Source organism: Pseudomonas asiatica (assembly GCF_009932335.1).
Taxonomy (GTDB): domain Bacteria; phylum Pseudomonadota; class Gammaproteobacteria; order Pseudomonadales; family Pseudomonadaceae; genus Aquipseudomonas; species Aquipseudomonas asiatica.
The window spans coordinates 970,215-990,714 of record NZ_BLJF01000001.1; the positions used below are offsets into that span (position 1 = coordinate 970,215).

Below are 20,500 nucleotides of genomic sequence, written 5' to 3' on the forward strand. Positions count from 1 at the left end.
TTTGATATGAGCCTGAATCCAAGAGACGTGGTGATTGTCGACTTCGGTCGCACGCCGATGGGCCGCTCCAAGGGTGGCATGCACCGCAATACCCGCGCCGAAGACATGTCGGCGCACCTGATCAGCAAGCTGTTGGAACGCAACGACAAGGTCGACCCGAAAGAAGTCGAGGACGTGATCTGGGGCTGCGTCAACCAAACCCTCGAGCAGGGCTGGAACATCGCCCGCATGGCCTCGCTGATGACCCAGATCCCGCACACTTCCGCGGCGCAGACCGTCAGCCGCCTGTGCGGCTCGTCGATGAGCGCGCTGCACACCGCCGCCCAGGCGATCATGACCGGCAACGGTGATGTGTTCGTGGTCGGTGGCGTGGAGCACATGGGCCACGTCAGCATGATGCATGGCGTCGACCCCAACCCGCACCTGTCCTTGCATGCTGCCAAGGCTTCCGGGATGATGGGCCTGACCGCGGAAATGCTCGGCAAGATGCACGGCATCACCCGTGAGCAGCAGGACCTGTTCGGCCTGCGTTCGCACCAGCTGGCCCACAAGGCCACGGTCGAAGGCAAGTTCAAGGACGAAATCATCCCGATGCAGGGCTACGACGAGAACGGCTTCCTGAAGGTGTTCGATTTCGACGAAACCATTCGCCCGGAAACCACCCTCGAAGGCCTGGCATCGCTGAAGCCGGCGTTCAACCCGAAAGGCGGTACCGTCACTGCCGGTACCTCGTCGCAGATCACCGACGGTGCATCGTGCATGATCGTCATGTCCGGTCAGCGCGCCATGGACCTGGGCATCCAGCCATTGGCGGTCATCCGTTCCATGGCGGTAGCTGGTGTCGACCCGGCAATCATGGGCTACGGCCCGGTGCCGTCGACCCAGAAAGCCCTCAAACGTGCTGGCCTGACCATGGCCGACATCGATTTCATCGAGCTCAATGAAGCCTTCGCTGCACAGGCCCTGCCAGTGCTGAAAGACTTGAAAGTACTCGACAAGATGGATGAGAAGGTTAACCTGCACGGCGGCGCCATTGCCTTGGGCCACCCGTTCGGTTGCTCCGGGGCGCGGATTTCCGGCACCCTGCTCAATGTCATGAAGCAGAATGGCGGTACCCTGGGGGTGGCGACCATGTGCGTCGGCCTCGGCCAAGGTATCACCACTGTCTTCGAGCGCGTCTGATCGCGTAGCGGGACAGCGACCGGGGCCTTGTGCCCCGGTTTTGTTTTTACAGGTTTTATTCAAGAGGGTGGAGCAACATGCAGATACAACCAGGCGTATACCGGCATTACAAAGGGCCTGAGTACCGTGTCTTCAGTGTTGCGCGGCACTCCGAGAGCGAAGAGTGGATGGTGTTCTACCAATGCCTGTATGGTGATTACAGCTTCTGGGTACGGCCACTTTCGATGTTCCGGGAGTCCGTCGAGGTTGACGGCGAGCAGGTGCCACGCTTTGCTTTGGTCAAGGCCGAAGAGGGGCTGCCCGGGGTGCTGGGCAAGTCGCACCAGTGATAGTCCGAACTTGACCTCACACTTTTGCCACTATATATAGCGGTGCCGCGTCTGGCACCTGACGCGTTTTTCATCTTCAGATTCAGGAATACTCCGATCCATGGGCAAATCGCTGGTCATTGTGGAATCCCCGGCCAAGGCCAAGACCATCAACAAGTACCTGGGCAACCAGTACGTGGTGAAGTCGAGTATCGGCCATATCCGAGACCTCCCCACCAGCGGTTCGGCCAGCGCCAGCAAAGAGCCAGCCGCCAAGCGTGGCAAGGCCGCGGGTGAGGCTCCGGCCCTGTCGCCGAAGGAAAAGGCCCGCCGCCAGCTGGTGGCACGCATGGGCGTCGACCCCGACCACGGCTGGAAGGCCAAGTACGAGATCCTGCCTGGCAAGGAAAAGGTGATCGAAGAGCTGCGCCGCCTGGCGAAGGACGCCGACACCATCTATCTCGCAACCGACTTGGACCGCGAAGGGGAAGCCATTGCCTGGCACCTGCGCGAGGCCATCGGCGGCGACGACACCCGCTACAAGCGCGTGGTGTTCAACGAAATCACCAAGAAGGCTATCCAGGAAGCCTTCTCGCAGCCGGGCGAGCTGGATATCGACCGGGTCAACGCGCAGCAGGCGCGGCGTTTCCTCGACCGCGTGGTCGGCTACATGGTTTCGCCGCTGCTGTGGGCCAAGATCGCCCGGGGCTTGTCCGCCGGCCGTGTACAGTCGGTCGCGGTGAAGCTGGTGGTGGAGCGCGAGCGTGAAATCCGCGCGTTCATCCCGGAAGAGTACTGGGAAATCCATGCCGACCTCGGCACCGCCAAGAACGCCAAGGTGCGCTTCGAAGTGGCCCGCGAGAAGGGCGAGGCCTTCAAACCGCTGAACGAAGCCCAGGCCATGGCCGCGCTGGAGAAGCTCAAGGCTTCCAGCTACAGCGTGGTCAAGCGCGAAGACCGCCCGACCAGCAGCAAGCCTTCGGCACCGTTCATTACCTCCACCTTGCAGCAGGCCGCCAGCAACCGCCTGGGCTTCGGTGTGAAGAAAACCATGATGATGGCCCAGCGCTTGTACGAAGCCGGCTACATCACCTACATGCGTACCGACTCGACCAACCTGTCGGCCGACGCCCTGGATATGGCGCGCAGCTACATCGAGCGCGAGTTCGGCAAGCAGTACCTGCCCGAGGCACCGCTGGTGTACGGCAGCAAGGAAGGCGCCCAGGAGGCGCACGAAGCGATTCGTCCTTCCGACGTGAACACCCACCCGAGCAAGCTCAGTGGCATGGAGCGTGACGCCGAGCGCCTGTATGAGCTGATCTGGCGCCAGTTCCTGGCCTGCCAGATGCCGCCGGCGCAGTACCTGTCCACCAGCGTCACCGTGGCTGCAGGCGACTTCGAGTTGCGTGCCAAGGGCCGTATCCTCAAGTTCGACGGTTACACCCGTGTGCTGCCGCAACAGAGCAAGCCTGGCGAAGACGACGTGTTGCCGGAAATGGTCCAGGACGAAGCGCTGAAGCTGATCCAGATCGACCCGAGCCAGCACTTCACCAAGCCACCGGCGCGCTTCACCGAAGCCAGCCTGGTCAAGGAAATGGAAAAGCGCGGCATCGGTCGCCCGTCGACCTATGCGGCGATCATTTCGACCATTCAGGACCGTGGCTATGTGACCCTGCACAACCGCCGCTTCTATTCCGAGAAGATGGGCGACATCGTCACCGAGCGCCTGTCCGAAAGCTTCTCCAACCTGATGGACTACGGCTTTACCGCCGACATGGAAGAGAACCTCGACGACGTGGCCCAGGGCGAGCGTGACTGGAAGAACGTGCTCGACGAGTTCTACGGCGACTTCAGCAAGAAGCTGCAGACTGCCGAGTCCAGCGAAGACGGCATGCGTGCCAACCAGCCGACCATGACCAACATTCCGTGCAAGGAATGTGGCCGGCCGATGATGATCCGCACCGCCTCCACCGGCGTGTTCCTCGGTTGCTCGGGCTACAGCCTGCCGCCGAAAGAGCGCTGCAAGGCCACCGTCAACCTGGTGCCGGGCGACGAGATTGCCGCCGACGACGAGGGCGAATCGGAATCCCGCGTGTTGCTGGGCAAGCACCGCTGCCCGATCTGCGCCACGGCGATGGATGCATACCTGCTGGACGAGAAGCACAAGCTGCACATCTGCGGTAACAACCCGGATTGCGCTGGCTACGAGATCGAGGAAGGCAACTACCGCATCAAGGGTTACGAAGGGCCGAGCCTGGAGTGCGACAAGTGTGGCAGCGAGATGCAGTTGAAGACTGGCCGCTTTGGCAAGTTCTTCGGTTGCACCAACCCGGCGTGCAAGAACACTCGCAAACTGCTCAAGAGCGGCGAGGCGGCGCCACCGAAGATGGACAAGGTGGACATGCCGGAGCTCAAGTGCGAGAAGGTCGACGATACCTACGTGCTGCGTGATGGCGCTTCGGGGCTGTTCCTGGCAGCCAGCCAGTTCCCCAAGAATCGCGAAACCCGTGCACCGCTGGTGCTGGAAATCGTTCCACACAAACACGAGATTGATCCGAAGTACCACTTCCTGTGCGATGCGCCGCAGAAAGACCCGGAAGGCCGCCCTGCAGTTATCCGCTACAGCCGCAAGACCAAGGAGCAGTATGTGCAGTCCGAGGTTGATGGCAAGCCGACCGGCTGGAAGGCGTTCTACGACGGCAATGCGTGGAAGGTTGAAGACAAGCGCTGATTCTTCATCAGTCTCTGACCTGCGCGCGCCCTTGTAGGAGCGGCCTTGTGTCGCGAAAGGGCTGCAAAGCAGCCCCAGGATTTCAGCGCAGATGCACAAATTGCTGGGGCTGCTTTGCAGCCCTTTCGCGACACAAGGCCGCTCCTACAGCTGACCGCGTTAACCGGTCAGGCGGGGCAAGCCTGCGTAGGGGCGCAAAGCGGCCCCAATCATTTATGATGCAGCTATCCGCCTTGCAGCCTTAGGGAGGTCACTGAAATGGCCCAGGAACTCTACACCCGCACCAATCAGAAACTGTTCTTTGCCGGCCTCGCCCTGGAGTCCATGGCCAAGGCCGAACAAAGCCAGGCCATGAATGCCCAGGGCCTGGTCCAGGCCGAACGCGAGTCGGCGCTGTTCCATCTCTACGGCGCATTGCTGGGCCTGTGTCATGAAATTGGTGGCTTCTACCGCCTGCCAGTTGTTGCAACTGTCGAGCAAGCACTGGCTGACGACGCCCTGAACGGTATCGCCATCCCGGAAGTGGCCGAGCTGCTGGAGCTGGCCCGCCAGCGCGAAACCTGGCTGGCACAAATGCTTGGTGCTTATGCCGATTTGTTCCGACCACCGGTCGCGAAAAAAACGCCGAAAACCGACGTTACCCAGCCATTGATTCAGGCGGTCAATCTCGATGAGCCCGAGCATCCGGCGCTGTCGCATGCCGAACTGGAACGCTGGCGCAGCGACCTCAAAGGCCTGGTGAGACGTTTCCGTGACGCGTTGAGTGAGTGCTGATAGCAGCTACGGCTGGTACAATGCCGGCCTTTCGCGGAGAACTGCCATTTATGTCTACGTCGTTTCTGGAAATTGTCGAGTTGCCTGATGGCCGCATCGAACTGCGTCGCGCCGAGGATGAGGGCTCTCTGGTAACCCTGGATTTCTCGGAAGACGCCAAGGCGTTCCTGCAGGGTCAGCATGTGGAAGTGGCCAAGGCCATGCTCAGCGTGGGCGTACAGATGGCCGGTCGCCTGATGGATGGCGAGCTTGAGCGTGATGAAGGGCCGCGAGTGCTGCACTGAGGTGCAGCAAGGCATCAGGTTTCATGCAGTGACAGGCAAAGCCTGAACATCAGCCGAGGCGGATGTTCAGGCTTTGTGCGTTTCCGGCACTGGCAGCGCGCAGCAATTGCTGGCGCGCAGTGGCGTTGACATTGCCCAGCCAGCTGACGACGGTGTGGCTGCGGCCCAGACGCAAGGCTTCGCAGGCCAGTTGAAGCGGGCTTTGATTGCCGCGAGGTTGCAGCAGCAGGATGCGTTCACGGTTGAGCCCGGCATCGCGCAGCCAGGCCTGGGTCAGGCTCGACGGCGGGGCGATCAGGGTCAGCCAGCGGGTCTCGTCCTCTTCGCTCAGTTCGCGCAGCACGGGTGCCAGCAGGCTTTGGCAATGCCCGGGGGCTCCGCGCAGCGACAGTTCGCTGAACAGCTCGGGCTGGCTGTTCTTGCGTGCCACTTCGCTGGCTTTCAGGCCAGGCAGTACGGGCTGGGCGAGGAATGCTTCGAACAATGGCAACTGAGCTTGCTCGGGTACGTGAATGAACTGCTGCATGATGCCTCCTGGATCAGCGGCGAATGACGCCGACGCTCAAGCCCTCGATCACCAGCTCCTGTTCTTTCAGGTCGACTTCGATGGGGGCGAATTCGGGGTTTTCGGCAAGCAGCCACACCTTGCTGCCTTCGCGCTTGAAGCGCTTGACGGTGACTTCGTCGCCGATGCGGGCCACGACGATCTGGCCATTGCGGGCTTCGCGGCAGGTGTGTACCGCCAGCAGGTCGCCATCGAAGATGCCGACGTCCTTCATACTCATGCCGTGTACGCGCAGCAGATAGTCGGCCTGGGGGTGGAAGAAGTCGGGGTTGATGTTGCAGGATTGCTCGATGTGCTGTTCGGCAAGGATCGGCGCACCGGCGGCAACCCGGCCGATGATCGGCAGGCCGCTTTCTTCGGCCTTGGCTTCCAGGCCGGGGATGCGAATACCACGGGAGGCGCCCGGGGTCATCTCGATCGCGCCTTTGCGGGCGAGGGCCTTGAGGTGCTCCTCGGCGGCGTTGGGCGACTTGAAGCCCAGCTCCTGAGCAATCTCGGCGCGCGTCGGCGGGAAGCCGTTGTCTTCCAGGCAACGCTTGATGAACGCGAGAATTTCGGCTTGGCGTGGCGTCAGTTTCAACATGGTGAGCGCTCTGTCTTTTTGTACAGTGACTGGGATTATATACAGTACTGGATGCGCTGCAAGCCAAAACCCGCAATAAACAGTAGCAATGGCGCTTGCAGCCACCCGCCTGGCGTTTTTAAATGGCGACCGACCGGTCACCGAGCCTTGACAGAAACAGGGCTGAAACGTATGTTTCAAACACCTGTTTGTCTGGCGGAGTAGTCGGAGTAGTCATGGCCCAATCGGAAACCGTTGAACGCATTCTCGATGCTGCCGAGCAGCTGTTCGCGGAAAGGGGGTTCGCAGAAACCTCGTTGCGGCTGATTACCAGCAAGGCCGGGGTCAACCTGGCGGCAGTCAACTATCACTTCGGCTCCAAGAAGGCCCTGATCCAGGCAGTGTTTTCGCGCTTCCTCGGGCCGTTCTGCGCCAGCCTCGAACGTGAGCTGGAGCGGCGCCAGGCCAAGCCTGAGCACAAGCCGAGCCTCGAGGAGCTGCTGGAAATGCTGGTCGAGCAGGCTTTGGCCGTGCAGCCGCGCAGCAACAACGACCTGTCGATCTTCATGCGCCTGCTGGGTCTGGCCTTCAGCCAGAGCCAGGGCCACCTGCGGCGTTACCTGGAAGACATGTACGGCAAGGTGTTCCGCCGGTACATGCTACTGGTCAACGAGGCCGCGCCGCGCATTCCGCCGCTGGAGCTGTTCTGGCGCGTGCACTTCATGCTTGGCGCCGCCGCCTTCAGCATGTCTGGTATCAAGGCCCTGCGGGCGATTGCCGAAACCGATTTCGGCATCAATACCTCGATCGAGCAGGTAATGCGCCTGATGGTGCCGTTCCTGGCTGCGGGCATGCGTGCCGATAGCGGTGTAACCGACGACGCCATGGCCGCCGCGCAGCTGCGCCCGCGCACCAAGACCAGCGCAGGCGCGACCACCGCCAAGGCCTGAAGGCTGGGCGGGGCAGGGCGCTTCGGCTAAGCTAGCGCCCATGCCTGACCTCGACTTCCTGCACATTTCCCTCGCCGATCAGCGCCTTTATGGTTTTGCCGATGGCCAGCTGCGCGTACGCCTGCCGGTTTCAACGGCGCGCAACGGCGCCGGCGAGCGCAACGGCTCGGGTTGCACGCCGTGTGGCTTGCACCAGGTGCGAGCGAAGATCGGCGCGGGCTTGCCGCTGAAAGCGGTATTGGTCGGGCGGCGCTGGACCGGCGAGGTGTGGTCGCCGGCCTTGCATGCGCAATACCCCGGCCGGGACTGGATCCTCACCCGCATCCTCTGGCTTAGTGGCTGCGAGCCGGGTGTCAACCGCCTGGGTGCGGTCGACACCTTCCGCCGTTATATCTACCTGCACGGCACCCCGGATACGGAACCCTTGGGCGTAGCGCTGTCCCATGGATGCATACGCCTGCGCAACATCGATTTGCTAAGCCTGTTCGAGCAGGTGCCGGCCCATTGCCCGGTGCGCATCGAGCAGGCCGCCTGCCCCCAGTGGGCTTCTCTCAGTCTTCAATGAAGGATTACCCATGACTGTCAGCCTGCAAGGCTCCCTGATGGTGGATATCGCCGGTAAATGGCTGACCGCCGAAGACCGTCACCTGCTACGCCAACCTGAAGTGGCTGGCCTGATCATTTTTGCCCGCAACATCGACAGCCCGCGCCAGGTGCGTGAACTGTGCGCGTCGATCCGTGCCATCCGGCCCGACCTGATCCTGGCGGTGGACCAGGAGGGCGGCCGGGTGCAGCGCCTGCGCCAGGGCTTTGTGCGCCTGCCGGCCATGCGAGCGCTGGCCGACAATGACAACGCCGAGTACCTGGCCGAGCAGTGCGGTTGGTTGATGGCGACCGAGGTGCTGGCGGTTGGCCTGGACCTCAGCTTTGCCCCGGTACTCGACCTGGACCACCAGCGCAGCGCCGTGGTGGGCAGCCGCGCCTTCGAGAGTGACCCGCTGCGTGCCACGCAACTGGCCGGGGCGTTCATCCGTGGCATGAATGCGGCGGGTATGGCGGCTTGTGGCAAGCACTTCCCGGGGCATGGCTGGGCCGAAGCGGACTCGCATGTGGCCATCCCGACCGATGAGCGCAGCCTCGAACAGCTGCGCCAGGCCGACCTGGTGCCGTTCACCCGCCTGAGCGGGCAATTGGCGGCAGTGATGCCGGCGCATGTCATCTACCCGCAGGTCGACAACCAGCCGGCTGGCTTCTCACGGCGCTGGTTGCAGGACATCCTGCGTGGCGAGCTGGGTTTCGACGGGGTGATTTTCAGTGACGATTTGTCGATGGCCGGCGCACATGTTGTCGGGGACGCGGCGAGCCGCATCGAAGCAGCACTGAGCGCCGGTTGTGATATGGGGCTGGTTTGCAATGATCGGGCGGCGGCGGAGCTGGCATTGAGCGCGGCACAACGCATGAAGGTAAAACCTTCGCCACGCATCGCAGGCATGCGCGGGCAAGGGTTTGCGCGGACTGACTATCGTCAGCAGCCTCGTTGGCAGCAGGCATTGTCCGCGTTGAAGGACGCTCAACTGGTCGACTGACGAGGCTCCACCCTGCTCGGTCCGAGACAGGATCCTGCGTTTTCGATGTGCGTATTGCGTGAGTACACCGGGAAATGTGCCCCGGTGTACCAGGCGGCACGCATTCCAGAGACTCGGGCAAAGCGGAGATTTCTCCGCTTCGCCCGTAATGGGTTTCTGATATTCGATTAGAGGATTTTGTAATGACAGTTTGTATGCAGGGGGCCTTGATGGTCGATATCGAAGGCACAGGGCTGACGCCTGAGGATCGTCGGTTATTGCTCCAGCCTGAAGTAGCTGGTTTGATCATCTTTGCTCGTAATATTGCCCACCCGCGTCAGGTGCGGGAGCTGTGCGCTTCGGTACGTGCTTTGCGCCCTGACCTGATCATTGCGGTCGATCAGGAAGGTGGGCGGGTGCAACGCTTGCGTGAAGGGTTCGTCAGGTTGCCATCCATGCGGCAGATCGCCCAGAGCGATGATGCCGAGCGATTGGCCGGGCATTGTGGCTGGTTGATGGCAACCGAGGTGCTGGCGATCGGGCTGGATTTGAGTTTTGCTCCAGTGCTCGATCTGGATCATGGGCGCAGTGCAGTCATTGGTGCACGTGCCTTCGATGGTGATCCAGAGCGTGTCACTCAGCTGGGTGGGGCGTTCATCCGGGGCATGACTGCAGCGGGCATGGCAGCATGCGGCAAGCATTTTCCTGGGCATGGCTGGGCTGAGGCCGATTCGCATGTGGCCATTCCCGTAGATGATCGCAGCCTGGATGAACTGCGCAAGACGGACCTGGTGCCATTTACCCGATTGGCACGCCAGCTGTCGGCAGTGATGCCTGCACATGTGATCTATCCCCAGGTCGATAGTAAGCCCGCCGGTTTTTCGAGGCGCTGGCTTCAGGACATTCTCAGGGGGGAGCTTGGCTTCGATGGCGTGATTTTCAGTGATGATCTGTCCATGGCCGGTGCCCATGTGGTCGGAGATGTTGCTGGTCGCGTCGAGGCTGCTTTCGGTGCGGGATGTGACGTGGGCCTGGTATGTAATGACCGGGCTTCGGCAGAGCTTGCTCTGCTTGCTGCGCAGCGCTTGAAAGTCAAGCCATCGCCGCGCCTTGCTCGGATGCGAGGCTTCAGTTTTGCACGCACTGACTATCGCCAGCAGCCGCGGTGGCTGGAGGCGTTGAGGGCGTTGCGAGAGGCGCAGTTGGTCGATTGACCGCGCCGGCCCCTTCGCGGGCACGCCCGCTCCCACAGGTACGGCACCGCCCTTGAGGGCACTGATCTCCCTGTGGGAGCGGGTTTACCCGCGAAGAGGCCGGTACAGGCAGCGAAGGATTCTGGGCTACCGCCCGCGCTTCCCGGGCAGCGGCGCAAACAGCGCTTCGATCTCTTCATCCCCCAGCCGCCATTGCCCGGCCTGCCCGCCATCCAGCAGGCTCGCCGCAAGCGCGGCCTTCTCCTGCTGCAACAGCTGGATCTTTTCTTCCACCGTTCCCCGGGTGATCAGCTTGAACACGAATACCGGCTTGTCCTGGCCAATGCGGTAGGCGCGGTCGGTAGCCTGGTTTTCGCTGGCCGGGTTCCACCAGGGGTCGAAGTGGATCACCGTGTCCGCGGCTGTCAGGTTCAAGCCCACGCCACCCGCCTTGAGGCTGATCAGGAACACTTCGCTGTCACCCTGCTGGAACTGCTGCACCGGCGTGCGCCGGTCGCGGGTGTCGCCGGTCAGCAGGCTGTAGCGAATCTTGCGCTTCTCCAGTTCCTGCTCGATCAACGCCAGCATCGAGGTGAACTGCGAGAACAACAGTACCCGGCGCCCTTCGCTCAGCAGCTCTTCGAGCATTTCCAGCAGCGCGCCCAGTTTGCCCTTGTCGGCCTGGTTGCCTTTGCTTTCCACCCCTTTGACCAGGCGCAGGTCGCAGCATACCTGGCGCAGCTTGAGCAGGGCGTCGAGGATGATGATCTGGCTGCGCGCGGCGCCATTGCGGGCGATTTCATCGCGGACTTTCTTGTCCATGGCCACCCGCACGGCTTCGTAGGTGTCGCGCTGGGCATCGCTAAGCTCGACCCAGTGCACCATCTCGGTCTTGGCCGGCAGCTCGGTGGCCACCTGCTCCTTGGTGCGGCGCAGCAGGAACGGGCGGATGCGGCTGGCCAGGTGGGCCATGCGCTCGCTGTCGCCGTGGCGCTCGATCGGTGTGCGGTAGTCCTGGTTGAAGCGCTTCAGGTCACCCAGCCAGCCAGGCATGAGGAAGTGGAAAATCGACCACAGCTCGCCCAGGTTGTTTTCCATTGGCGTGCCGGTCAGGCAGACGCGCTGATTGGCCCGCAGCTCGCAAACCGCGAGGGCGGCCTTGCTGGTGCTGCTCTTGATGTTCTGTGCCTCGTCCAGCACCAGCACATGCCAGGCCTGGGCGCGCAGGTGCTCGAGGTCGCGTGGCACCAGGGCATAGGTGGTCAGGACCAGGTCGTATTCGTGCAGTTTGGCGAAATGCTTGCTGCGCCCCGGGCCTTGCAGGGCCAGCACGCGCAGCCCGGGGGCGAAGCGCTGGGCTTCGTCCAGCCAGTTGGGCACCAGGCTGGTCGGCATCACCGCCAGGGCCGGTGCGCTCAGGCGCCCGGACTGTTTTTCCAGCAGCAGGTGTGCCAGGGCCTGCAGGGTCTTGCCCAGCCCCATGTCGTCGCCGAGGATGCCGCCGGTGCCCATCTCGCGCAGCGCCTGCAGCCAGTTCAGGCCTTGTTGCTGGTAAGGGCGCAGGCTGGCCTGCAACCCGGACGGCGGTTCTACCTGCAAGTCACGGGCATCGCGCAGGCGACGGCCCAGGTCGCGCACATGCTCGCCACCCTCCCAATGCAGGGGCAGGCCGTCGATGTCGTTCAGGCGTGAGGCATCGGCACGGTCCAGGCGCAGGGACGGGCCTGCGGCGTCTTCGTGCAGGTACAGTTCGCCCAAGGTGCCCATCACTGCCTTGATGCGGCCATAGGGCAAGGCAACGCGCAGGGCCGGGGCATCTAGGCGGCCACGGTTGAGGTCGATCAGCAGGTGCTCGTCGTCACTGCGCCGGGCCAGTTCGCTGGGGCGCAGCAGCTCCGGGTTGCTGCGCAGCAGTTGCAGCACGATCGGCAGCAGGCTGTGGCGCTGGCCATCGACCACGATGCCCAGCTCCAGGTCGAACCATTCATGGCCGGGCGCTTCGTCGATGGTGGCGTACCAGTCGTCCACTTCCTGCAGGTTGAAGGCGAAGTCGCGGTGGATGTCGATGTTCCAACCGGCTTCGCGCAGGCGCGGCAGGCCTTCGCGGGCAAAGCGCAGCCAGGCTTCGTCATCGGGCAACTGGAGCATCTCGCCGGCACTGTCAGGCAGGGCCTTGCTCTGCCGGGTGGCGGCCTTGAAACCGAGGTCGCGCAGCACCTTGCGCAGCGCCTGTTCGGCCTGGGGCTGGCGGCGGATGCGCTGGCAGGTATCGCCGACCAGGCGGGTCAGCGGCTTGTCGTCGCTGCCGCTGGCGCGCAGGCCGTCGTAGTCGAATGCCAGCGCGGCACGGTGTTGCATCTGCCGTTGCATGCGGCCGGTCTTGGGCATGTAGGCGCTGAATTCGAGACTGCCCAGGGCCAGGTGCGGCCTGGGCTGCAGGTCGTCAATGAGTTGTTCGTCCAGCGTGGTTGGGGTAGGGAGTTGGTGGTTCAAGGCGTTGAGCTTGTGGCTGAGGGGCACGACAAGGTGTTCCGGAACGTCAGGAGCGATGGTCAGTTGCAGGGCGATATGCGGATCGAGGCTGTGCTCGAGTTTACCCACCACGCTGCCGGTGAAATCGAAATAGTAAAGTGGCAGCAGCGCAATCACGCAGTTCAGCGGCGTTTCACCGTGGTACCAGATGCCCCGATAGTGACCATTGTCCAGCCGCACCCAGCGGAACTCGGCCGCAAGCGTAGGGCCTTCGCGCAGCAGGGGCTTGTTTTCGTTACAGAGCATGCGGCCGGTATCCAGCGCGCGCTGGAACAGTTCGCCGCCTTCCCGGCCTTTGAGCTGGTAGCCGCGGTCCTGGCTGCCGGCCTGATTGAGCGCCGAAAGCAGGCGCAAGATGCGGATATCGTCTTCCTTGACGAAGCGCGGAGGTTCGTAAAGGAAATCGTAGAGTGACTGCACACGGCTATAGCGCAGCCCCTGGTCTTCGCGTGTGCCTTTGCGTATCCGCAGCGCGCAGCCTGGCTCGTCGGTCAGCACGAGTTGGTAGCAAACCATGCGCCCGCGTTTGTCTTGGTTTTCGGCAGGCTCCTGCGCAGGCTGTTCGAGACCTTTCAGCCAGCGCTGCAGGTTGGCCGGCAGTGCGTCACCGTCACTTTTCACCGTTGCCTGCTGTTCGCTCAGGACGAACAGCGCGGCGGCGCAATGCTTGCAGTTGTGCCCCACGGGGCAACTGCACTGGCCGCGTACATGACAGCGGCCAGCCAGGGCGGTGAGGGTGATCCTCTGCCGATAAGGGCTGCCCTCACTGCCACGACAGCTGGCTTCGACGAGCGTGCCGGTGCAGCTTTCGATCTCTACCCGGTCTTCCCGGGCGTAACGCTCGCCGCGTTGCAGGACCGGGCCGGTGAACGACTGGGTCCAGTTCGGGTACTCGCGCAGCAACTGGAGAGCGTCACGGCTCATTGCATCACTGCTCCATCATCTCCGGGTCCATTACCGGCATTTTAGGCGTACCTGGTGGTGTCACCTTCAGCAGCACCGCCAGGTGCCCGCCATCGAGGAAGGTCAGCTGGCCGCCCTTGACGTTGCTGTTGCTCTGCTTGAACTGCTCGCTTTGCAGCACGCTGCCGTTACCGTCCAGCTGGTTGACCCAGAAATTGGCCTCGACCGCGATGAAACGGCCCTCGGCGATGCTCAGGTTGCCTTCGATGGGGAAGTGGCCGAACTGCTCGGCGCCTTCACCCAAGGCGATGCGGCTGGGCTCGCTGCCCACTTGCTGCTGCCAGGCCTTGTGCATCAACACGGTGTAGTCGGCGGTGGCTTCCAGGCGGGTGGCTTCGTCTTCCAGCGCCAGGCGACGCTCGGCGTCCTTCTCCAGGCGCGGAGCGCCGGCGCTCCAGTCTTCGGGGGCAAACGGGCTGGTGAAGGCGGGCACGCTGTTCTGCCGCACCAGGATCATTTCTACCTGATACAGGCCTTCGGCGAAGGCGGCCGGGGCGAACAGCGCCAGCAGCAGGGTCAGGCAACGGATGGCACGCATGGGTCTTCCTTAGGCAGGCTGTGGGGTCAGGCGCTCGAACAGCGCCTCCAGGGTATTGAAACGTTCGTCGGGGCGCTCCATGGGCACCAGGAAACGGAACTGGGTGGCGCCTTCGAACTTGTAGCGTTTGGGCTGGCCCTGAATCAGCTTGATCAGGGTCAGCGGGTCGACCGGGGTCTCGGCCTCGAACTCGATCTTGCCGCCGTTGGGGCCGGCGTCGACTTTCTTGATGCCGAGCTTTTCCGCGTGCAGCTTGAGCGAGGTCAGGCGCATCAGGTTCTTGGTCGGCTCGGGCAGCAGGCCGAAGCGGTCGATCATTTCCACCTGCAGGTCCTTGAGGCCTTCTTCATCGGCGGCCGAGGCAATGCGCTTGTACAGGATCAGCCGTGCATGCACGTCGGGCAGGTAGTCCTCGGGGATCAGTGCCGGCAGGCGCAGGTTGATTTCCGGACCACCACCCAGCGGCTGCTCAAGGTTGGGCTGGGTACCCTTGCGGATCGCCTTGACCGCGCGTTCGAGCATTTCCATGTACAAGGTAAAGCCCACCGCCTGGATCTGCCCGCTCTGGCCTTCGCCCAGCAGCTCGCCGGCTCCGCGAATCTCCAGGTCGTTGGTGGCCAGCACGAAGCCGGCACCGAGGTCCTGGGTGTTGGCGATCGCCTCCAGGCGTTTTTCGGCGTCGGCGCTGACCTTCTGCCGGGTTGGCGTCAGCAGGTAGGCGTAGGCCTGGTGGTGGCTTCGGCCAACACGGCCGCGCAGCTGGTGCAGCTGGGCCAGGCCGAACTTGTCGGCGCGCTCGATGACGATCGTGTTGGCGCTGGGCACGTCGATGCCGGTTTCGATGATGGTCGAGGCCACCAGCACGTTGAAGCGCTTGTGGTAGAAATCGCTCATCACCTGTTCCAGCTCGCGCTCGCGCATCTGCCCGTGGCCGATACCGATGCGCGCCTCTGGCACCAGTTCGGCAAGGTCGGCGGCGCATTTCTCGATGGTTTTCACATCGTTGTGCAGGTAGTACACCTGGCCACCGCGCAGCAGCTCGCGCAGCAGCGCCTCCTTGACCGTGCTCTTGTTCTGCTCCATGACGAAGGTGCGTACCGACAGGCGGCGCGCTGGCGGCGTGGCGATGATCGACAGGTCGCGCATGCCCGCCACCGCCATGTTCAGCGTACGCGGGATCGGCGTGGCGGTGAGGGTGAGGATGTCCACTTCGCTGCGCAGGGCCTTGAGCTGTTCCTTCTGGCGCACGCCAAAGCGGTGCTCTTCGTCGATGATGGCCAGGCCCAGGTCCTTGAAGCGTACATCGTCCTGCAGCAGCTTGTGGGTGCCGATGAGGATGTCGATCTTGCCTTCGGCCAGATCGGCGGCGGCGTTGGCCACTTCCTTGGCCGACTTGAAGCGGCTCATCACCTCCACGGTCACCGGCCAGTCGGCAAAGCGGTCGCGGAAGCTGTTGTAGTGCTGCTGGGCGAGCAGGGTGGTGGGCACCAGCACGGCCACCTGGCGGCCGCTGTGTACGGCGATGAACGCTGCGCGCATGGCCACTTCGGTCTTGCCGAAGCCGACGTCGCCGCACACCAGGCGGTCCATCGGCTTGGGCGCCAGCATGTCGGCACGCACGGCTTCGATGGCAGCCTGCTGATCCGGGGTTTCCTCGAACGGGAAGCCGGCGCTGAAGGTGGCGTAGTCGGCGGACGGGTCGGCAAATGCATAGCCTTTGCGCGCGGCGCGGCGGGCATAGATATCGAGCAGTTCGGCGGCGACGTCGCGCACTTGTTCGGCGGCCTTGCGCTTGGCCTTCTGCCAGGCCTCCGAGCCCAGCCGGTGCAGCGGTGCCAGGGCATCGTCGCTCCCGGTGTAGCGAGCGATCAGATGCAGGTTGGCCACCGGCACGTACAGCTTGGCGCCCTCGGCGTATTCCAGGGTGAGGAATTCGGCGGCCTGGCCGTCGATTTCCAGGGTGGCCAGGCCCAGGTAGCGGCCCACGCCATGGTCGATGTGCACCACCGGCGCGCCTTCGCGCAGCTCGGTCAGGTTCTTGATCACCGCGTCGTTGGCGGTTTCGCCACGCTTGTCGCGGCGCCGGCGCTGCATGACTCGCTGGCCGAACAGCGGGCTTTCGGCGATCAGGGCCAGGCCTGGGTCGTCCAGCAGCAGGCCTTCGTCCAGTGGGGCGATGGTGATTGCCAGGCGTTCGCTGCCGGTGATGAAGTCGGCCCAGCCGTCGACGGTATGCGGGCGCAGTTTCAGCCGCTCGAGCAGCTCCAGCAGCACTTCGCGGCGGCCCGCCGATTCGGCGGTGAACAACACCCGGCCGGGGAACTGGTCGAGGAAGTTGGCCAGTTCGGCCAGGGGCTGGTTGGCCTTGGCTTCGATTGCCAGGTTGGGCAGGGCGCGTGCCGGGAAGCGCTCGCGACCCACGCCCGGGTCGAGGTCTTCGGTGCTGACCACTACCCGTGGCCATTGCTTGAGCCGGGCAAAGCAGTCTTCCACCGGCAGGAACAGCTCGGCCGGCGGCAGCAGCGGCCGGCTCAGGTCGCCACGGCGGTCTTCATAACGCCCGCGCACGTCGTTCCAGAAGTGTTCGGCGGCCTGTTCCACGCCGGGCAGCGAGAACACCTGGGTGTCGGCCGGCAGGTAGTCGAACAGGGTCGAGGTTTCTTCGAAGAACAGCGGCAGGTAGTACTCGATGCCGGCGGGGATGATACCGCTGGCCAGGTCCTGGAAGATCGCGCTGCGGCGGAAATCGACATCGAAGCGTTCGCGGAAGCGCGCCTTGAAGCGGGTCACTTCCTCTTTCTGCATCGGGAACTCGCGCGCCGGCAGCAGGCGCACCGAATCCACCTTGTCGATCGAGCGCTGGGTCTCGGGGTCGAAGGTGCGCAGCGTCTCGATCTCGTCATCGAACAGGTCGATACGGTAGGGCAGCTTGCTACCCATCGGGAACAGGTCGATCAACGCGCCGCGCACGGCGAACTCGCCATGCTCGTAGACGGTGTCGACGCAGCGATAGCCACTGGCCTCCAGGCGCAGGCGCATCTGCTCCACATCGATGGTCTGGCCCACGTCCAGCACCAGGCTGCTGCCCAGCAGGAAGCGGGTCGGCGCCAGGCGGTGCAGGGCGGTGGTGACCGGCACCACGAGGATGCCGTGGCTCAGCTCGGGCAGGCGGTAGAGGCTGGCGATGCGCTGGGAAATGATGTCCTGGTGCGGCGAGAACAGGTCGTAGGGCAGGGTTTCCCAATCGGGGAACGGCAGCACCGGCAGGTCCGGGGCAAAGAAGCGAAGTTCCTGTTCCAGACGATCGGCAGCCTGGCTGTCGGCTGTCAGCAGCAAAGTGAAGCGGCCCGCGCTGCTGGCGGCCTCGGCGATGGCCAGGCTGAGGGCGGCACCGGGTAGATTGCCCCAGGTTTGTTTGCCGGCCGTGGCCGACATTTGCGGTAGGCGCAGAACTGACACGGGAGATTGCACTCCAAGCGTTGCGGCAAAGAGATCGATTGTACCGGTGACGGTGCCGGCTGTCAGGTTCGAAAGGGCGTGAACGCTGGCTTGCGTGGCCGCGACAGGCGCTCATTGCCCGTAACGCGTTGGGGCGTCATAATGTAGCCCCTTTTTTCTGTCCCTACATGTGGAAGGTTCCCGTGACTCAGAAGCCCGACCAGTGTCTTGGTGAGTGGATCGATCGTGAAGCCCTGGCTGAAGCGATGATCCCGCTTATCGGTCAGCTCTACCGCAACAACAACGTGGTGAGCTCGATTTATGGCCGTAGCCTGATCAACCGTTCGGTTATCTCGATCCTCAAGGCGCACCGCTTTGCGCGTCATCGTCAAGCCGACGAAACCGAACTGTCCGTCCACGAGACATTCCCCCTGCTCAAGGCCATGAGCGAGCTGAAACTGGGCGCCGCTTCGGTCGACCTGGGCAAGCTGGCCAACAAGTTCAAGCAGGAAGGCAATGGCCGCACTGCCGAGCAGTTCGTCCGTGAAGAACTGGCCGCGGTAGTTGGCCAGCAGAACGCTTCGGCGCGCAAGGGCACCGACGTTGTGCTGTACGGTTTCGGTCGCATCGGCCGCCTGCTGGCGCGCATCCTGATCGAGAAGACCGGTGGTGGCGACGGCCTGCGCCTGCGCGCCATCGTCGTGCGCAAGGGCGCCGAGAACGACCTGGTCAAGCGTGCCAGCCTGCTGCGCCGTGACTCGGTGCACGGCCCGTTCGATGGCACCATCACCATCGACGAAGCCAACAACACCATCACCGCCAACGGCAACCTGATCCAGGTTATCTACGCCAAGAGCCCGAGCGAAGTCGACTACACCCAGTACGGCATCGAAAACGCGCTGATCGTCGACAACACCGGCGTATGGCGTGATGCCGACGGCCTGGGCCAGCACCTGGCCTGCCCGGGCGCTGCCCGCGTGATCCTCACCGCACCTGGCAAGGGCGCGCTGAAGAACATCGTGCACGGCATCAACCACGGCGACATCGCTGCCGATGACAAGATCATCTCGGCCGCTTCCTGCACCACCAACGCCATCGTGCCGGTGCTCAAGGCCATCAACGACCAGTACGGCATCGTCAACGGCCACGTCGAAACCGTTCACTCGTTCACCAACGACCAGAACCTGATCGACAACTTCCACAAGGGCAGCCGCCGCGGCCGCGCCGCGCCGCTGAACATGGTCATCACCGAAACCGGCGCCGCCACTGCTGCCGCCAAGGCACTGCCAGTGCTGAAGGGCAAGCTGACCGGCAACGCCATTCGCGTACCGACGCCGAACGTTTCGATGGCCATCCTCAACCTGAACCTCGAGAAGGCCACCAGCCGCGACGAGATCAACGAGTACCTGCGCCAGACCGCCATGCACTCGGAACTGCACAAGCAGATCGATTACGTCAGCTCGCAGGAAGTGGTTTCGACCGACTTCGTCGGTTCGCGCCACGCCGGTGTGGTTGACGCCGAAGCGACCATCTGCAATGACAACCGCGTTGTTCTGTACGTCTGGTACGACAACGAATTCGGTTACAGCTGCCAGGTGGTTCGTGTGATGGAAGAGATGGCCGGTGTGAACCCGCCAGCGTTTCCGCACTGATACGCTTGTAAGGCAATGAAAAAACGGGAACCTTCGGGTTCCCGTTTTTTTTCGCCTGATAAACCGATCGGGCATTTACTGTGTCTGTACTGGCCCTTTCGCGGGCACGCCCGCTCCCACAGGGATATCACAGGGCTGGAGGGCAGTGGGGTACCTGTGGGAGCGGGCGTGCCCGCGAAAGGGCCAGTACAGACATTCGAGATCTCGATATTGCGCGCATTTCTTTGTTTCTTGCTGATGCTGCTCACCGCCTGCAACCAGGGCCCCACCCTGGAGCGCCTGGGTGGCCCGACCATGGGCAGCAGCTACAGCATCCAGTACGTGCGCGAACCCGGCGGCCCGGCGCCGGTTCAGGTGCAGGCGGCAGTCGAAACCATCCTGCACGGCATCGACCAGCACTACTCGACCTACCGCGGCGACTCCACCATCAGCCGTTTCAACCAGTTGCCCGCCAACCAGTGCCAGGTACTGCCGCCCGACATGCTCGAACTGGTCAGCCTTGGTCAGCACCTGGCCGAGCAGAGCGGCGGCGCCTTCGACCTTACCGTCGAACCCTTGCTCGACCTGTGGGGGTTCGGCCCCCAGGCCCGTCACGAACAGGTGCCCGACCCGTCGGCCCTGGCCCAGGTGCGCCAGCGCGTGGGCTACCGGCATCTGCACATCGACGGCCAGGCCCTGTGCAAGGACGCCCCGGTGAAGCTCGACTTCAACAGCATCGCCGCCGGCCATGCCGTCGACCTGATCGCCGCGCGCCTGCAGGCCATGGGCGTGGCCAACTTTGTCGCCGAAGCCACCGGCGAGCTCAAGGCCGCCGGCCGCAAGCCCGATGGCAGCCCATGGCGCATCGCCCTGGAGCTGCCACGCGAAGATCGCCAGATAGCCCGCCAGATCATCCCGGTCAATGGCCTTTCAGTATCAACCTCGGGTGACTATCGGCACTATTTCGAGGAGAATGGCCGGCGCTATTCGCACACCTTCGATGCCCGCCTCGGGCGCCCGGTGCAGCACGACCTGGCCGCGGTCACCGTGCTCGATGCCTCGGCGCTGCAGGCCGACGGCTATTCGACGCTGCTGTTGATCCTGGGCCCGGAACGTGGCTGGGATTTTGCCGTGGCGCATGACCTGGCCGCGGTATTGGTGACTCGGGCCGAGGGTGGCTTCGTCTCCCGAGCTACGCCCGCATTCGAACGGGCAGTGAAAGGCGAATGAAAGCGCAAGCAGGGATGATCGCCGCCAGGGAATGGTTCACACATGTAGTGCGGG

General features: G+C 63.4%; 16 protein-coding genes. 11 read left to right on the forward strand and 5 right to left on the reverse strand.

Annotation, left to right across the window (positions count from 1 at the left end; translation table 11 throughout):
* The first annotated feature begins 6 nt into the window (after positions 1–6).
* The 5 genes from fadA (at position 7) to GYA95_RS04450 (ending at position 5,279) form a co-directional block, all read left to right on the forward strand.
* Complete coding sequence (gene fadA / locus GYA95_RS04430; protein ID WP_013971712.1) at positions 7–1,182, forward strand: acetyl-CoA C-acyltransferase FadA; 1,176 nt, start codon at positions 7–9, stop codon at positions 1,180–1,182.
* Between the two features lie 77 nt (positions 1,183–1,259).
* The gene (locus GYA95_RS04435; RefSeq protein ID WP_015269530.1) at positions 1,260–1,511 is read left to right on the forward strand and encodes a DUF1653 domain-containing protein; all 252 of its coding nucleotides are present in this window, start codon (positions 1,260–1,262) and stop codon (positions 1,509–1,511) included.
* Positions 1,512–1,611: 100 nt separating this feature from the next.
* Positions 1,612–4,221 carry a type I DNA topoisomerase gene (gene topA, locus GYA95_RS04440; RefSeq protein ID WP_161551238.1) on the forward strand — a complete coding sequence of 870 codons (2,610 nt, stop codon included), beginning with the start codon at positions 1,612–1,614 and terminating at the stop codon, positions 4,219–4,221.
* A 258-nt stretch (positions 4,222–4,479) separates the two neighbouring features.
* Positions 4,480–4,995 (forward strand): DUF6586 family protein, encoded by a 516-nt coding sequence (locus tag GYA95_RS04445; RefSeq protein WP_043935471.1) that lies wholly within the window; start codon positions 4,480–4,482, stop codon positions 4,993–4,995.
* A gap of 50 nt (positions 4,996–5,045) precedes the next feature.
* Entirely contained in the window at positions 5,046–5,279 is a 234-nt protein-coding gene (locus GYA95_RS04450) for a hypothetical protein (RefSeq protein WP_004376430.1), read from the forward strand.
* Between the two features lie 49 nt (positions 5,280–5,328).
* On the opposite strand, the gene sulA is transcribed toward GYA95_RS04450, so the two are convergent.
* Together sulA and lexA are read right to left on the reverse strand one after the other, a co-directional pair.
* Positions 5,329–5,805, reverse strand: a complete 477-nt coding sequence (sulA, locus tag GYA95_RS04455; RefSeq protein ID WP_015269532.1) for an SOS-induced cell division inhibitor SulA — start codon at positions 5,803–5,805, stop codon at positions 5,329–5,331.
* 13 nt (positions 5,806–5,818) lie between these two features.
* Entirely contained in the window at positions 5,819–6,427 is a 609-nt protein-coding gene (gene lexA, locus GYA95_RS04460; RefSeq protein ID WP_004376420.1) for a transcriptional repressor LexA, read from the reverse strand.
* Between the two features lie 215 nt (positions 6,428–6,642).
* Between lexA and GYA95_RS04465 the strand changes: the two genes are divergently transcribed.
* The 4 genes from GYA95_RS04465 (at position 6,643) to nagZ (GYA95_RS04480) (ending at position 10,135) form a co-directional block, all read left to right on the forward strand.
* On the forward strand, positions 6,643–7,356 hold the full coding sequence (locus tag GYA95_RS04465; protein ID WP_013971718.1) for a TetR/AcrR family transcriptional regulator: 714 nt from the start codon (positions 6,643–6,645) through the stop codon (positions 7,354–7,356).
* Positions 7,357–7,396: 40 nt separating this feature from the next.
* On the forward strand, positions 7,397–7,921 hold the full coding sequence (locus GYA95_RS04470; protein WP_015269533.1) for a L,D-transpeptidase: 525 nt from the start codon (positions 7,397–7,399) through the stop codon (positions 7,919–7,921).
* A 22-nt stretch (positions 7,922–7,943) separates the two neighbouring features.
* Positions 7,944–8,942 carry a beta-N-acetylhexosaminidase gene (gene nagZ / locus GYA95_RS04475; protein ID WP_170976293.1) on the forward strand — a complete coding sequence of 333 codons (999 nt, stop codon included), beginning with the start codon at positions 7,944–7,946 and terminating at the stop codon, positions 8,940–8,942.
* A 194-nt stretch (positions 8,943–9,136) separates the two neighbouring features.
* Complete coding sequence (gene nagZ / locus GYA95_RS04480; RefSeq protein WP_161551239.1) at positions 9,137–10,135, forward strand: beta-N-acetylhexosaminidase; 999 nt, start codon at positions 9,137–9,139, stop codon at positions 10,133–10,135.
* Positions 10,136–10,261: 126 nt separating this feature from the next.
* Here nagZ (GYA95_RS04480) and GYA95_RS04485 read toward each other — a convergent pair whose 3' ends face one another.
* Genes GYA95_RS04485 through mfd form a run of 3 tightly spaced genes read right to left on the reverse strand, consistent with a single transcriptional unit; the run spans position 10,262 to position 17,606 of the window.
* On the reverse strand, positions 10,262–13,570 hold the full coding sequence (locus tag GYA95_RS04485) for a DEAD/DEAH box helicase (RefSeq protein ID WP_015269536.1): 3,309 nt from the start codon (positions 13,568–13,570) through the stop codon (positions 10,262–10,264).
* Positions 13,571–13,574: 4 nt separating this feature from the next.
* The gene (locus GYA95_RS04490; RefSeq protein ID WP_015269537.1) at positions 13,575–14,147 is read right to left on the reverse strand and encodes a CsiV family protein; all 573 of its coding nucleotides are present in this window, start codon (positions 14,145–14,147) and stop codon (positions 13,575–13,577) included.
* A 9-nt stretch (positions 14,148–14,156) separates the two neighbouring features.
* Positions 14,157–17,606 carry a transcription-repair coupling factor gene (mfd, locus tag GYA95_RS04495; protein ID WP_015269538.1) on the reverse strand — a complete coding sequence of 1,150 codons (3,450 nt, stop codon included), beginning with the start codon at positions 17,604–17,606 and terminating at the stop codon, positions 14,157–14,159.
* A gap of 167 nt (positions 17,607–17,773) precedes the next feature.
* Between mfd and GYA95_RS04500 the strand changes: the two genes are divergently transcribed.
* Both GYA95_RS04500 and GYA95_RS04505 read left to right on the forward strand, forming a co-directional pair.
* Positions 17,774–19,237, forward strand: a complete 1,464-nt coding sequence (locus tag GYA95_RS04500; RefSeq protein ID WP_043935474.1) for a glyceraldehyde-3-phosphate dehydrogenase — start codon at positions 17,774–17,776, stop codon at positions 19,235–19,237.
* Positions 19,238–19,447: 210 nt separating this feature from the next.
* The gene (locus GYA95_RS04505) at positions 19,448–20,446 is read left to right on the forward strand and encodes an FAD:protein FMN transferase (RefSeq protein ID WP_043936093.1); all 999 of its coding nucleotides are present in this window, start codon (positions 19,448–19,450) and stop codon (positions 20,444–20,446) included.
* Positions 20,447–20,500: the final 54 nt, after the last annotated feature.

What these genes read in the sequence shown, in the direction of transcription:
- fadA (WP_013971712.1), top strand. Translation starts at nt 7, where the DNA reads ATGAGCCTGAATCCAAGAGACGTGGTGATTGTCGACTTCGGTCGCACG.
- GYA95_RS04435 (WP_015269530.1), top strand. Translation starts at nt 1,260, where the DNA reads ATGCAGATACAACCAGGCGTATACCGGCATTACAAAGGGCCTGAGTAC.
- topA (WP_161551238.1), top strand. Translation starts at nt 1,612, where the DNA reads ATGGGCAAATCGCTGGTCATTGTGGAATCCCCGGCCAAGGCCAAGACC.
- GYA95_RS04445 (WP_043935471.1), top strand. Translation starts at nt 4,480, where the DNA reads ATGGCCCAGGAACTCTACACCCGCACCAATCAGAAACTGTTCTTTGCC.
- GYA95_RS04450 (WP_004376430.1), top strand. Translation starts at nt 5,046, where the DNA reads ATGTCTACGTCGTTTCTGGAAATTGTCGAGTTGCCTGATGGCCGCATC.
- sulA (WP_015269532.1), bottom strand. Translation starts at nt 5,805, where the DNA reads ATGCAGCAGTTCATTCACGTACCCGAGCAAGCTCAGTTGCCATTGTTC.
- lexA (WP_004376420.1), bottom strand. Translation starts at nt 6,427, where the DNA reads ATGTTGAAACTGACGCCACGCCAAGCCGAAATTCTCGCGTTCATCAAG.
- GYA95_RS04465 (WP_013971718.1), top strand. Translation starts at nt 6,643, where the DNA reads ATGGCCCAATCGGAAACCGTTGAACGCATTCTCGATGCTGCCGAGCAG.
- GYA95_RS04470 (WP_015269533.1), top strand. Translation starts at nt 7,397, where the DNA reads ATGCCTGACCTCGACTTCCTGCACATTTCCCTCGCCGATCAGCGCCTT.
- nagZ (WP_161551239.1), top strand. Translation starts at nt 9,137, where the DNA reads ATGCAGGGGGCCTTGATGGTCGATATCGAAGGCACAGGGCTGACGCCT.
- GYA95_RS04485 (WP_015269536.1), bottom strand. Translation starts at nt 13,570, where the DNA reads ATGAGCCGTGACGCTCTCCAGTTGCTGCGCGAGTACCCGAACTGGACC.
- GYA95_RS04490 (WP_015269537.1), bottom strand. Translation starts at nt 14,147, where the DNA reads ATGCGTGCCATCCGTTGCCTGACCCTGCTGCTGGCGCTGTTCGCCCCG.
- GYA95_RS04500 (WP_043935474.1), top strand. Translation starts at nt 17,774, where the DNA reads ATGTGGAAGGTTCCCGTGACTCAGAAGCCCGACCAGTGTCTTGGTGAG.